Origin of the sequence: uncultured Sphingobacterium sp., from assembly GCF_964277905.1 — a bacterium.
Lineage (GTDB): Bacteria > Bacteroidota > Bacteroidia > Sphingobacteriales > Sphingobacteriaceae > Sphingobacterium > Sphingobacterium siyangense.
Map to the genome: position 1 here is coordinate 26134 of NZ_CAXYKD010000027.1, position 13772 is coordinate 39905.

The window sequence follows — 13772 nt, forward strand, 5'->3', positions numbered from 1 at the left end:
ATTTATCATGACATGGGTTATATATGCAGATATTGATGGATGCTAATAAGAGTAAAGAAAAAAGTAGTTCTGGTTTTTTTTCGGTACTGACGTATAATGTAGCGGGCTTGCCCGGGATTATTTCTTCTGCGATTACAGGCAGAAGTAGAAGTATTGCTGAAATTGGAAAGAAGATCAATCCTTTTGATATTGTTAATGTACAGGAGGATTTCAATTATAATAGAAGTTTATATTGGGGCGGGAATTTACATCCATATCGCACAAGAACCAAAGGGCGTGTTCCCTTTGGTGATGGTCTCAATACCTTGTCTCATTTTCCAATGACCGATGTTGTTCGCGTACCCTGGAAGAAACGTACGGGAGCAGATTTTCTAACACCGAAGGGCTTTACACTAGTTCAGATAGAAATCGTTCCTGAAGTCTGGTTGGATGTTTATAACGTTCATGCGAACGCACAGAATAGCAGGAAAGCTTCAAGTGCACGTCGGGATAATCTCAATCAGCTACGTGATTATATCGGAGAGCATTCGGGCGATAAGCCACTTATAGTAATGGGCGATTTTAATGCACATTATAGTTTTTGTGATGATAATCTGCATGATTTTATGGATTCCACAACATTGGTTGACAGCTGGGTTGAGCTCGAAAATGGAGGCTTAGTACCAGAGGTGCGACATGAGTTTAAACCTCCACATATGTTGTCTATCGGCAATCAGAGCGAATCTATCGATAAGATTCTTTACCGGAGCAGCAGTCACCTAAGTCTTACTGCCCGGGATTATAACATAGAAAATAATCTATTCACTAATATTAAAGGGCTGCCCTTATCGGATCATTATGCTTTGGCACTGAATTTTAACTGGGCGATTCATCCTTAATAGGTGTAGTTTAAACTGAATGTTGGAACTATACGTTGCGTTGTCGTGTTGTCATTGATATAGGTGCCTTTAACGACGAATTCGAAGTCTGGAAGTGGGTATCTGAAAGCATTGAAATCAAGCGATAGATAGGCCCCAAAACTTTTTGGTGAAATCTCCCTGTGTTTGTGTATGTTTTGATAATCGGCAAATATTCCACCTTTTACACGTTTAATATAAGCTAAGGATCCTAATCCAAGGTCGGGATAAGCTATGGGGAAGCGATAGTTGACCAATACCGTGTTTTTTATTTTTTCATATTTGTAGTAGCTAAATCCACTCACTAAAGGGATGTCGTTGATATATTGATAAATTCCTGATCCTGTTTGGGCGCTCAGTCTGATTTGAAAGCCGTGATTGCTCATGAATCCAGGTAGATAAAATACTGTTCGTGCCGATAGAATTTCACCTTTTGCATTGTTTTCGAAGGGGGTATGCCGATAGGTGACGCTAAAATTTTGCCCCCATCTTGGGTAGAGATCCATGCTGGCCATACGCGCATTGCGATTGAGGTAAAGCTGGTATGTTAATGGAAATGCAGTCTCGTAATTAAAGTTTTTGACATCTGTTCGGCTAAGATCATAGCGCCTTAGATAAGCTGTTGCCAGGTTGAACCCAGTGGAATAGACGTAGTCTCTTCTGTAAAAGGAGAGTGGGATGGAGATCTGTGACGATATATAATGCTCGCGCCAGTCGAAACGGATGCTACTGTCCGGTTTATTAGGGATGCTTGCTGCTGCGATTTGCCCTCTGTTTTCATAACGTAGTGAGAATTTTGGGAAGTACTTGTTGTAGGTCAGTTCTGCCGAATATACTCCTTTTCGGATGTCGGTGTCATATTCATATCCCAGTGCAATTTGTGTGGTGTTTAAGATGTTGTTTGATAACCAGAAGACTCCGGGTTTAAAATTGTCGAAGCTTTCAAAATTGCTGCTACTTAGCGAAAGACTATGGAAATTAAACGTTCTACCTAGTCCACGATAGGGGACAATTTGGTAGTGCTGACTAGTATCTACTGAGACTGAAGCGATATTTTTTACGCTGTCTTTGGTTAATGCCGTAGCGTAATAATGCGAAAAATAATCCGTTTCGGGAGCGATATCAAATGCTGTGTCTATGGGTGTTTGGGCGATCTTGTAGCCATTGTACTGGTAGTCGTTGAAGAATAATTGTCTTGTATCCTTGTCGTAAAATGGGTTGAACGCGCCAAACTGTGCCTTTGTCAAAAGCTGTTTTTTGCCAGATATGAGGTCGATGCTGTAAATGTTATCGATACCATTGAAGTTAGCTTTTGTGATGATCTTCATACCTGAAAGGTATTGCGGCCTTTCATATTGTTGGTTACCCCATGGTGTTAGGTTGGTGATTTTGTTATTGTTCAGGTCAATTTCACACAATGCGGTTCCATGTTGGGATAATCGTATACCTATTATTTTATCTCCTTGGGGGGTGAAAGCAGGGTGCTGGAGCTGTTCAGCATTGCCTATTTTAACCCGTTTGATGATACTGTTGTTTTTAAGGCTTATAAGCGTCAGATAGCTGTCGTTGGATAAATCTACCTCAACACAGGCGATGGTTTCGTCTAGTGGGCTAAAAATAGGTGAATAATATCTCGTCTGTTTGCTGAGCTGGTTAATTTTCCCTGTTTTGAGATTCATGATATTGATGACGCTGTATGTTCTCTTGTTGAAACGCGGATCTTTATGAAGCTCATCCCATACGATGTAATTGCTGTTTACGTCAAAATGTGGCGTCAACTGTATGCCGGTTTTGACGAGCCTATTTTCTGTTTTTGTTGCCACATTATAGGTATAAATTGCATTCGTCTTTTGTGGATTCTGTTTAATAAAATAGATCAGACCATTCTTGTGTTTCGGCAATAAATTACTGTTGTAATAGTTGTTGTTGTTTTTGTTTATTTCTGTGTACTTCTGGTATTGATAATTGCTTGTTTTTTTATTCCATATAGCGTCTAAATTTGCTATTGTTTTGTTGTATAAATAGGCACTATTTCCACCTATTTTTTTCTTTAAAACGCGATTAATATTGTAGGGGTATAGCGGTTTTTTGTTAAGCTCTGAAAAGAGGTCGGCTTCATAATTCGAGGGTAATTCTGATTTTAAAGTAGAGGTCATCAGATAGCCGATTGTATAGTAACTCGGGACAATATCTTTATAGGATCCCAGTAAATATTTATTAAAACTATAGTTGTGATTCGATTGAAAGTTTGCTTTGATTGGCATTTCAAAAGCGGGTAATCTTCCTCTTCCTCCCTCCGAATATATCGTTTCAGTTAGCGTTGCATCCCCTTCGAAATACCAAGAAGGGACGGTCAGTCCATAGTAGGCTAGGGCTAATTGTTCAAAAAATGGGGCGCGCAGTTTGCCTGTCAATTTGTCAAATTGACTTACGTGTCTTGACTCATGCAGGATCAAATTGGGTAGCCAGGTCTGATTGTCTGGCTCTGCTCCGGCGGTGCTGTACAGTTCAGATTTACGTGGAGACAGCTGTACAAAACCATTCGTTTGTAGATTCGTGTTATGGATAATGAATGGGATTTTCCGCGGTGTTATTTTGTAATTTCTAGAAGTTGTACGCAGCGATCGGTTAACCTGGTCAGCTAGGGTAGGGGCCTTGCTCTTCATTTCTTCAGGGAAAATAAGTTGAAAATTCTTCGTTTCGATCTTATACCATTTTTGGCTTAAAGGGGCTTGGCTGTCTTCAAAAAATTGAGCGGAACTTTTTTGTGAATATATTATTAATGACAATAATGATAATGTATTGATAATTATGTTTTTATGTCTCATTAATTTTTGTATATCGTGTGTTTGCTATTTTTTTTAGTTTTATTATTCCTATTTATGTGAACTTTAAGTTCTATTTAAAATTATTTTATCTTTGAATAATAGGTTTTTATGTTTTTTTATTTTACTTTTTTTTATGCTATTTTTTTATTTAAAATAATCTGATAATAAGGGGGCGTTCTGAAAAAATGCGCTATATTCAACAGGTTAAAGCATATGACGAATATACTTAAATAATTGGCGATTCTAAGACAGTGTCGGGAAAATTTGTTTGCTTTTTTTGTGTAAAAATCTGACGAATAGGGGGTGTTGTTTTCGGGGGCTGTTGGTGAGGTGGGTGTCGTCTGATTTATTTTATTCGATAAAAAAATGGATCGGTGATTAGACGATAAATTTAGTCGTCTTTCTTTTTTCTAGACCTGTTGAAGTTATTGGCGAGATCGGTTTTCTCTTTAATTTTTGTTGATGACAAAATGTCTTGTTTTTGATTTGGGCATTGAATGTTGCTCGGGGTATTTATCCCAATTACTGCGACAGACAGCAGGTTTTTATTATTTATTTTTTTATGCAGAATTTACTTTAAAAAAGCGATTTTTGTAACATATAAATTTTGTGTAGATGTAGGATTTTTAAATTGATAGGAGATATGGAAGAACTGGAAATGCAGGTGAATCAAATAGAGCAATTGATAGCAAGTGGAGACCTTGTTGGGCTGGAAGAATTTTTGAATGAATTAAATATTTCAGAAGTAGAGGAGCTGATTGATGAGTTGCCCGAACATGGTGCACTATTTATTGAATCATTAAATTTGAATCGCGCAGTTAACGTTTTTCGTATTCTGGATTTCCCTACTCAAAACAGGATTTTTAAGAAGCTTTCTAAAGCGAAAATTAGCGCGCTAATTAACGAGTTACCCCCCGACGATCGGACTTCTTTTTTTTCAGAAATGAAGGACGATATTAAGCATTTAATTTTACTATTGCCACCCAAAGATCGTGTTGAAGCATTGGCCTTGTTGGGCTATCCAGAAGACAGCGTTGGGCGTCTAATGACTCCGGATTATATTACCGTAAAAGAGCATTGGAGTATTGAACGAATATTGGGACATATTAGGCGTTATGGAAGAGATTCGGAGACGATAGATGTACTCTATGTGATTGATGGAAATGGGAAGCTGGTTGATGATATTCGGATTAAAGATGTGTTGATGGCGGAGCCAGATAGAGTCGTAGGAGAACTGATCGATCATCGTCTGATTTCGCTGAATGCTTACGATCCTCAGGAGGAAGCGATCAATATCTTCCGGATGAATAACCGAGTGGCCTTGCCTGTTGTCGACGAACAGGGGGTTATGTTGGGGATAGTGACTGTCGATGATATTCTTTGGGTAGCAAACGAGGAGTACACGGAAGATATGCAGCGTATCGGGGGAACGGAGGCTTTGGATGAGCCTTACCTGGATGTGTCTATTAAGAACTTGGTCAAGAAAAGAGCTGGTTGGCTTATTGTGCTTTTTTTGGGGCAACTTTTGACCGCTACAGTTATTGAGCACTTCGAGGAGCAAATGGCAAGTGCGATTATGTTGTTTGCGCTGATGCCTGTTATTATTTCCAGTGGTGGAAACAGCGGTTCGCAAGCGTCAACATTAATTATTCAAGCGATGGCCTTGGGGGAAGTTACTTTGGGGGACTGGTGGCGTGTGATGCGAAGAGAGATTCTGTCGGGCTTACTGCTGGGACTTATTTTGGGAGCGCTGGGTTTTATAAGGATTATGGCATGGCAGTCTTTTGCGCATAGCTATGGTGAGTATTGGGTGTTGGTTGCATTGGTTATTTCTTTGTCCTTGGTCGGTGTTGTCCTTTGGGGATCGTTGATGGGGTCTATGTTGCCTTTTGTGATGAAACGGCTTGGGGCCGACCCTGCGAGTTCTTCAGCGCCTTTTGTGTCAACATTAGTCGATGTAACAGGTTTGCTGATTTATTTTAGTGTAGCGACGCTTATTTTGAAAGGTGTGCTACTATAATCGTACTGAATTTACAATATTGCCCATTGATCAGCTAATAGCTATTGAAGGTAAAAGAAGGATAATGTTGGTTTAAGTGCTGAAAAGGGGATTTTGTGGAGCAGTATGAAAAATAAAAATAAATTATTCTAATTGGAATTTAGGAAGTTGTAAAAAATGTGCTCAAAAAATTTGTAGTATTCTAATAATCTTCCGATACTTGCATCACGGAAACGCGATAGGGTCTCCGGAAAAATTGAAAAACACTCCTGAATAGCTCAGCAGGTTAGAGCATCTGACTGTTAATCAGAGGGTCGCTGGTTCGAGCCCAGCTTCAGGAGCAATTTAATAACTTACATAACCGGGGTTTTTAAAATATTCAATTTTTCATTCCTGAATAGCTCAGCCGGTTAGAGCATCTGACTGTTAATCAGAGGGTCGCTGGTTCGAGCCCAGCTTCAGGAGCAACAATGCAAATATTTTATTTGCAAATAAAATTAAAATGTACTACTTTTGTACATTCTATGAGAAAGGAATTTCTCGAAAAATAAATTCCTGAATAGCTCAGCAGGTTAGAGCATCTGACTGTTAATCAGAGGGTCGCTGGTTCGAGCCCAGCTTCAGGAGCAATATTGAAACCGGCTTTACGCCGGTTTTTTTGTTTACCATGCTTATTAAAAAACTATGAGTTTAGTAATTATTGGTACGGTGGCTTTCGATACAATAGAAACACCGTTCGGTAAAACTGACAAAATTCTAGGTGGTGCCGGTACATTTGCTAGTCTGGCAGCATCATATCTATGTGATCAAATCAAATTGGTCAGTGTTGTTGGGGAGGATTTTGGAAATGACAATCTCGATCTTATCAGGAACCGTGGTATAGATGTTACGGGTGTCCAGGTGATTACTGGTGGGCAAACTTTTTCTTGGTCAGGCAGGTATCATAACGATATGAATAGCCGTGATACCTTGGCGACAGACTTAAATGTATTGGCTGATTTTGATCCAATTATTCCTGAAAGTTATCAGGATTGTGAGTATCTTCTCTTGGGTAATCTTACACCTCAAATACAATTAACAACGTTGGAGCGCTTGGAGCGCAAACCTAAGCTGGTTGTTCTGGATACGATGAACTACTGGATGAATGTCGCTATGGATGACCTAAGAAAGGTTCTTCTAAAGGTTGATGTGTTAGCCATAAATGATTCAGAAGCGAGACAGCTGTCAGGAGAGTATTCTCTGGTTAAAGCTGCAAAAGTCATTTTAGCAATGGGACCTAAATATTTAATTATCAAAAAAGGTGAACACGGTGCGCTTCTTTTTGGAGAGAATCAGATTTTTTCTGCTCCAGCGCTACCATTAGCAGATGTGTTTGATCCAACTGGCGCGGGGGATTCCTTTGCGGGCGGTTTCATTGGCTATCTTGCCAAAGTAAAAAGTATAAACTTTACAAATATGAAGAATGCGTTGATTTTTGGTTCTGCGCTAGCTTCATTCTGTGTAGAGAAATTTGGAACAGATCGTTTGGTTGATCTTACCGAAGAGGACATACAAAAGCGTTTGAATGCTTTTGTTGCCCTATCTCAGTTTAATTTATAATCATTGATCTTTCAGTTTTCCGACGATCTGAAATTTTGAAAATACAGATTCTGAATGAGGGGCTTCTTGGAGCTCCTCAGTTAGATCTTGTCCGGCCCAATGCTCGTAATGCATCCCGTTTTTCCACAGTCTGCTTTCTCCGACATCATAGATAAATCCGCGATAGGCAACCCAGATCTGTGGTTTGTCCTGACCATTACGTAAAGCCAATTGGCTTTTGCTGTATTCCGATAATTCTTCTGCCATTCGTAATTGTAAAAAGGCGAAGATAGAAAAACTAGGCTACTTTATATGCCGATAGTGATCTTTTCATTAATTTTCTAGCGACATGTATTCTTGTTTTTACCGTTCCGATAGGGATATTTAAATGTTCAGATATCTCGTGGTATTTAAACCCTTCAAAGTACAGTGAAAATGGGATGTAATATTCTTCGGAAAGACTAGATAAAGCTTCATGGATGTCTTCCATGACAAATTTGCTTTCTCCCTGATTTGAGGAGGCGGATAATAAGAGGTTAGAGTTAGAAATATCCTCGTCTTTCGTAATGAAAGAATTGGTTTTCACAATACGTCTATAGTTATTAATAAACGTGTTTTTCATGATGGTGTAAAGCCATCCTTTCAAATTGGTTCCTTCTTTGAAATTTTTAAAATAGGTCACAGCTTTCAGGATAGTGTCCTGAACGAGATCGTTGGCATCTTCGTAATCACTGGTGAAATTTCTGGCGTAGAGTTTTAATGAGTCCGATTGCTCAATAACCATTGTGTCAAATTCATTCTTTGTCATAGCTTAATGAATTATAACTGTTCTTTTTACAAAACAGTACGTTTATAAAATGCGGTTCATTAAGTATGAGGCAAATAATGCGCCAAAAATGGCAAAATTAGATTTGTTAATATAATTTTAAGATTATTTTAAGCAGAGCAAACGTTTGCGTAGACTAACTTTAAGTAAATAAAATTAGCTCAAAGTGATGTTTTGCTAAAGTGAAGCCTGTTTTTCTTTTACTTTCAGATTTAAAAAAAATATTTTTACTTTTTTTTAATCTTTACAGTAAATTAACTTCACGCTCCAGCTTAATGCCAAATTTGTTGGTTACATCACTTATAATTTGTTCCGATAGATTATAAATTTCCTGTCCTGTAGCGTTTTGTCTATTTATTAGTACAAGTGCCTGATTTTTCCATACACCTGCTTGTCCATATTCTTTTCCTTTCCAACCGCATTGTTCTATTAACCATCCAGCAGCCAATTTTGTTTCATTATTGGGCATTGGATAATGTGGTATTGTGGGGTACTCTTTCTGAAGAGGCTCAAAAGTCGATGCTGTAACTACGGGGTTCTTAAAGAAACTTCCGGCATTTCCCACTGTACTTGGGTCAGGGAGCTTTTCTACACGGATTTTGGAGACGATGGTTGCGATATCGGCAATACTTGGGTTCGCTATATTTTCTTTAGCGAGTTCGGCCTCTATTGCACCATAAGTTGTATTGATATGAGCTGTTCGGCTAAGCTTATAGGTTACCTGGGTAATGATAAACCGTCCTTTATGAGCTGTTTTAAAGATGCTGTCGCGGTAGGAGAAATTGCAATCTTCTTTTTTGAATGTGGCAAAGTTGCCGGTATGCGTATCGAAAGCCTGACATTCGTGAAAGACATACATTAACTCAGTACCATAGGCACCGATGTTTTGCACGGGTGAAGCCCCGACAGTACCGGGAATTAGCGCCATGTTTTCAATGCCAGCGTAATTATGTTCGATACAATACCAAACGAAGTCATTCCAGATTTCTCCAGCTTGCGCGGTGACATAAACATCATCGCCATCAATCTTCGACGCTATGCCCTTGCTGGTCATGCGAATAATGTAGCCGTCGAACGCTTTGGTGAAAAGGACATTGCTACCGGCACCAAGAACAAAAAAGTTCTCCTTAAAAATATCATTTTTAAAAATTTCGGTCAATGTTTCATTGTCATTCACTTCGATTAGAAAATTTGTCTTTTCTTCAATTCCAAACGTATTGAAAGCTTTTAAAGATATATTCGATTGAATGTTTAACTTCATATTGACTTTAGTTTTCAGAAATTCAAAAAAATCAGCTATCTTTAGCATGATAATCGGTAAAGATAGTATAAACCGTTTATTTAACGATAAAAAATATAAGTTTAATGGGTAATGCAGATGTAAAAAGAATCAAAATTCTAGAAGCTGCGACGAGGCGCTTTGCACATTTTGGAATGGCTAAGACAACGATGTCGGAAATAGCCAAAGATCTCAATTTCTCAAAAGCATTGCTGTATTATTATTTTCCGGATAAGAATAGCTTATATTCTGCAGTTTTCGAATACGTTATTGATAAAATGATCGAGGATATCGAGGATGTCATTGCGCAGGGAGGCGACTTTGAGGAGATCATGATGTATTCTATTGATATGCGGGTCAAGATTATCAATCAATATTATAATTTATTTGAATACACCATGAAGATGGTGAAAGAGCTTCCGGATGAGTTGGAGCAGGTGTTCAAAGAATCTTATCTACGTGAAGTAGAAATTATTGAGAAGATTCTCAATATTGGTATCGATGCTGGCGAGATACAGGTTGAAGATATCAATGAAACTGCGCGGATTCTTCTGTATTCACTATTCGGTATGCGTATGGGCATATTAAAGGATATGAAAAACATGTTGTTCCCGACAAAAGAAGAATTCGATCATATTCTCAGTTTACAGAAGAAAATGATGAAAATCTTCTTAAATGGTTTACGTTTTCAAGTCGTTAAATAAGTGTTGAGCGAATATGTCCGATAATCTGTTTGGCATGAATTCGTGAATTTTCAATAAACCAAAGGTGGGTATTTAAGCCACCACAAACGACGCCTGCCAAGTAAATTCCGGCTATATTTGTTTCCATTGTTTCTTCATTATGGCTAGGAATGCAAGGTGCCTCTTGGGGAATATCAATTCCGATCTTTTTCAAAAAATCAAAATTCGGGCGATAGCCGGTTAAAGCCAGTACAAAATCATTGTCGAGTTCGACGATACCGTTTGGTGTTTGGATATGTGCAGTAGTTGGAGTAACTTCTGTTAAGTGGCTATTATAATACACATCGATTTCACCAGCAGCAATTCGATTTTCAATATCAGGTTTTACCCAATATTTTACCCGACGGCTGATTTCGCTACCACGGATTACCAAAGAAACTTGCGCTCCTTTTCGGTAGGTTTCAAGCGCTGCATCAATGGATGAATTACTGGCGCCGACAACGATCACCTTCTGGCTGCTATAATAATGTGGATCATCGTAGTAATGCCTAACTTTGGGAAGTTCTTCGCCCGGGATATTGAGCAACATCGGTATGTCATAAAAACCTGTGGCGATGATGACTTTTTTGGTCAGGTACATGCTTTTGTTGCTACTGACCAGGAACTTCGTATCCTCTTTCTTAATTTCCAGTACTTCTTCAAAAAGATGGGTATCCAGTGCGAACTTTTGCTGTATACGTCGGTAATATTCCAAAGCCTCCATGCGTTTTGGCTTGGGGTTGGTTGTGACAAAGGGAATATCACCTATTTCTAATCTTTCGGAGGAAGAGAAGAAGGTCATATTTTGGGGGTAATTATACAGTGAGTTGACTAAACAGCCTTTTTCAAGAATAAGATAGTTTAAATTTGCTTCTTTGGCTTCTAAGGCGCAAGCTAAGCCAATTGGCCCGCCGCCAACTATAATCAGGTCGTACCGTGTTATCGTATCGCTCATGGTATAAATGTCGAGAATTTTAAAGAATAAATCAGCTTAAAGCCTTAGACAGTTCATTTTCTGACATTGCTGTGCTTTTAGCATGAAGGTCCTGAACTATTTTATGCAGGTCCTGCGCAATTTTATTGAGAAAGTTCAGCTGTTCGGTCAATAGCTGCCCATCAACCGAACTGACATCTGTATTATCAAATTGGTCGTTGGGAATTTCGATCGCCAAAGGAATAAATGCATTGACGCTATCGTCAGAATGTAGCAGTTGAATGGACTGCTCCAAAGAGCTTAATATTTTTCGGATCGTCCGGACATGGTCCTTATTGATATAATTATTGTCCATTTCGTCGAGATGGTTCATTAATGTCACCGAAAAAGAAGCTAAAATATGGTTGAATATGACGAATTTATTGACTTCCTTACTATATTTTTGACGTTTCTTGGGTTCGGTAAGCATGCGCTGGAACGTCGACCCCATATTGGCCGTTTCGACGTAGACTGCCTTGCGGGTTAGTTTGTAATCCGTGATGGAAGGCGCTTGGCCTGCAATTTCTTTCAATGCCTGAAAGATGTAATTGTAGTTGGCAATGAGTAGCTTTCGCATAGACTCCTTGACTTGCATGCTTTCCCAATTTGGAAAAATAATATAACTGGATAAGAATGCAATCATGCCCCCGATAAAGGTGTCCAATATGCGTTCTTTCGTGACGTCTAGGGTATTGGCGCTGACGAAGCTCAGCATAATTAATACATAGGGTGTCATAAAAAGTACCGCAATAACATAGTTGACGCGGAATAAACTATATGCCGTCAGAAAAAAGAATACCAAGAGAACAAATAGTATAGTTGGGTCATGGATGGTTAACAGGATGAGGGCTCCGATGAGGCCACCTATCGTTGTGCCGATGAGACGCTGGATATTTCTCTCCTTTGTGAGTCCGAAGCCAGGTTTTAGGATAACCATGATGGTGAGGAGGATCCAATATACATTATTGGTGATATTGGTGACCTCAAACACGTAATAGGTGACCGACATGACAATCGCCATACGGCAGGCATGTCGAAAGATGGTGGATTTTAGGGTAAGATTTTCGCGGAACTTCTTAAAATCAATTGCAGAGCTTTGAACAAAGCGTTTTGCGTCATCAATTTCCTTTCTTTTGACATCGTCAGGTTGTAGATGCGAGTAACCATAGATATTTTTGATCCGGCGAACCAGATCACGTAAATTGATCAATACCTTGCGTAAAGCAAATGTGCTGTATTGTTGATTTTTATCCAGTTGATCGATTTTAGTGTGAAGGCGACTGAGATCCGAGTCGAAATCGTACAGTGGTTTTGGCTGCGTATTTGTATTCAGCTGATAGGCTAAATTGTCAAGCTCATTGGTATATTTTAAAATCACATTTTTGAAATCTTCCAAGATTCCTGTAGGTCCAAAGCGTTCGCTGATGGTATTGTAATCATAGTGCGCCGCCATACTTTGCTCAAAGAGATCGACGATATCGTTGAAAACGAGGGTTAAATAACGTCCTACCTTTGTGGTGTCTTTTATCGATCGTTTACTTTGAAACAATACATCCCGTAGGTTTTCCTGATGCTGATTGACTTCAACTTGTTTGTCGATCAGTTTGAGGTAGTTTTTATCATTATCAATTTTAGCATCGTAAAAATTAGCTTTTAACCGGATGTAATCAGCAACATAGCGAATTGTCTCTGATAATTCCTGCTCGGCCAGTCGGTAGGGGCGTGCCTGCGTGATGGAAAGACTAATGGCGATATACCATAATCCACCTGAAGTATAGAAGCCTAAATAGTTGATGGCTTCAGCAAGGGGGTAGTGAATCTGTACATGGATCAACATCATCAGGATGCACATAAGACCTACGTTGGCGGCTCTTCCATTGAAAACCGCAAACATGGCGAATATAAAGCAGGCTACGCCGATAAAAATTGCTAATAGATATACATTTTGATTGACTATATTGGTTAAAATAAAAGTTAAAGTAGTCAATATCGCACCCGCAATCATTCCTTTCCTTCTATGGCTAGGCGCACCGGGGGTATCCGATAAGCCTACTAAGAGCGCGCCCAGAGAGACAATGGTTCCATTGGTAAATTGCCCTATGGTTGCAAAGATCAGGACAGGCACGATACATCCGATGGTAATTCGGAGTCCATCTGCAAAATATTGGCTATAGAAAAAACTTTTTATTTCTTGTGTCTGTTTCATAATGTGTATAGTACAAACTTAGATAAATTGCTTTTCATATTAAAAACAATTGTTCTGCTATGTTGGCTCTTTTTTGTACGGATGATAGCGATATAGCTGGTTGGTTTCTGTCTGATGAAAAAAGGTTCATTTTGTAGCCGGGCTTTATGAGCTACGGGATCGACACTGGTCGTTTCCATATTGTACTATGCTAATGTGTTAAAAATGAAAAATTACTAAAATTTGTTAGTATGTTTTTAAAATTTTAATTGTTTTTTTGATTAATTTATATTTTTTTATTTGTTTAGCTATAATATTGTTATATTTGGAGCCATAGGGTAATTTCAGAGACATTACAAAATTTCAAGAGTCACCTAAACTCTCTTGACCACTTTCAAAGATTTAAATATGAAGCAAAGTAAAAATGAAGCCGTCTTTCAGGACGAGGTATTGACACGCTTTGAGCTTTTCAAAAGTTTGTTTTTA

General features: G+C 38.8%; 10 protein-coding genes and 3 tRNA genes. 7 read left to right on the top strand and 6 right to left on the bottom strand.

Features of this window, described 5'->3' with window-relative positions; all coding sequences use genetic code 11:
- The first annotated feature begins 23 nt into the window (after nt 1–23).
- Nucleotides 24–878: an endonuclease/exonuclease/phosphatase family protein gene (locus ACHWSC_RS12420; RefSeq protein ID WP_394676967.1), complete on the top strand. Its 855-nt coding sequence runs from the start codon at nt 24–26 to the stop codon at nt 876–878.
- Here the strand turns inward: ACHWSC_RS12420 and ACHWSC_RS12425 are convergent.
- Nucleotides 875–3562 (bottom strand): hypothetical protein, encoded by a 2688-nt coding sequence (locus tag ACHWSC_RS12425; RefSeq protein WP_394676968.1) that lies wholly within the window; start codon nt 3560–3562, stop codon nt 875–877. The two genes, ACHWSC_RS12420 and ACHWSC_RS12425, sit on opposite strands and share 4 nt — an antisense overlap.
- Before the next feature lie 805 nt (nt 3563–4367).
- On the opposite strand from ACHWSC_RS12425, the gene mgtE reads away from it, so the two are divergent.
- From mgtE to ACHWSC_RS12450, 5 genes are all read left to right on the top strand, one after another.
- Complete coding sequence (gene mgtE / locus ACHWSC_RS12430) at nt 4368–5744, top strand: magnesium transporter (protein ID WP_394676969.1); 1377 nt, start codon at nt 4368–4370, stop codon at nt 5742–5744.
- A gap of 246 nt (nt 5745–5990) precedes the next feature.
- A tRNA-Asn gene (locus tag ACHWSC_RS12435) sits at nt 5991–6064 on the top strand.
- A 50-nt stretch (nt 6065–6114) separates the two neighbouring features.
- Nucleotides 6115–6188 (top strand) — tRNA-Asn (locus tag ACHWSC_RS12440).
- An 88-nt stretch (nt 6189–6276) separates the two neighbouring features.
- A tRNA-Asn gene (locus ACHWSC_RS12445) sits at nt 6277–6350 on the top strand.
- Between the two features lie 57 nt (nt 6351–6407).
- A complete protein-coding gene (locus tag ACHWSC_RS12450) occupies nt 6408–7322 on the top strand; it encodes a PfkB family carbohydrate kinase (RefSeq protein WP_120334912.1) in 915 nt (304 codons plus the stop codon).
- Here ACHWSC_RS12450 and ACHWSC_RS12455 read toward each other — a convergent pair whose 3' ends face one another.
- From ACHWSC_RS12455 to murB, 3 genes are all read right to left on the bottom strand, one after another.
- Nucleotides 7323–7568: a cytochrome b5 domain-containing protein gene (locus tag ACHWSC_RS12455; protein WP_120334911.1), complete on the bottom strand. Its 246-nt coding sequence runs from the start codon at nt 7566–7568 to the stop codon at nt 7323–7325.
- Nucleotides 7569–7599: 31 nt separating this feature from the next.
- Nucleotides 7600–8109, bottom strand: coding sequence for an RNA polymerase sigma factor (locus ACHWSC_RS12460; protein WP_075991748.1), 510 nt, complete (start codon nt 8107–8109; stop codon nt 7600–7602).
- A 262-nt stretch (nt 8110–8371) separates the two neighbouring features.
- Nucleotides 8372–9388: a UDP-N-acetylmuramate dehydrogenase gene (gene murB / locus ACHWSC_RS12465; protein ID WP_394676970.1), complete on the bottom strand. Its 1017-nt coding sequence runs from the start codon at nt 9386–9388 to the stop codon at nt 8372–8374.
- A 104-nt stretch (nt 9389–9492) separates the two neighbouring features.
- Between murB and ACHWSC_RS12470 the strand changes: the two genes are divergently transcribed.
- Entirely contained in the window at nt 9493–10110 is a 618-nt protein-coding gene (locus tag ACHWSC_RS12470; protein WP_075991750.1) for a TetR/AcrR family transcriptional regulator, read from the top strand.
- Here ACHWSC_RS12470 and ACHWSC_RS12475 read toward each other — a convergent pair.
- Nucleotides 10103–11083, bottom strand: a complete 981-nt coding sequence (locus ACHWSC_RS12475; protein WP_394676971.1) for a YpdA family putative bacillithiol disulfide reductase — start codon at nt 11081–11083, stop codon at nt 10103–10105. The two genes, ACHWSC_RS12470 and ACHWSC_RS12475, sit on opposite strands and share 8 nt — an antisense overlap.
- Before the next feature lie 31 nt (nt 11084–11114).
- The gene (locus ACHWSC_RS12480; RefSeq protein WP_394676972.1) at nt 11115–13307 is read right to left on the bottom strand and encodes an FUSC family membrane protein; all 2193 of its coding nucleotides are present in this window, start codon (nt 13305–13307) and stop codon (nt 11115–11117) included.
- Nucleotides 13308–13772: the final 465 nt, after the last annotated feature.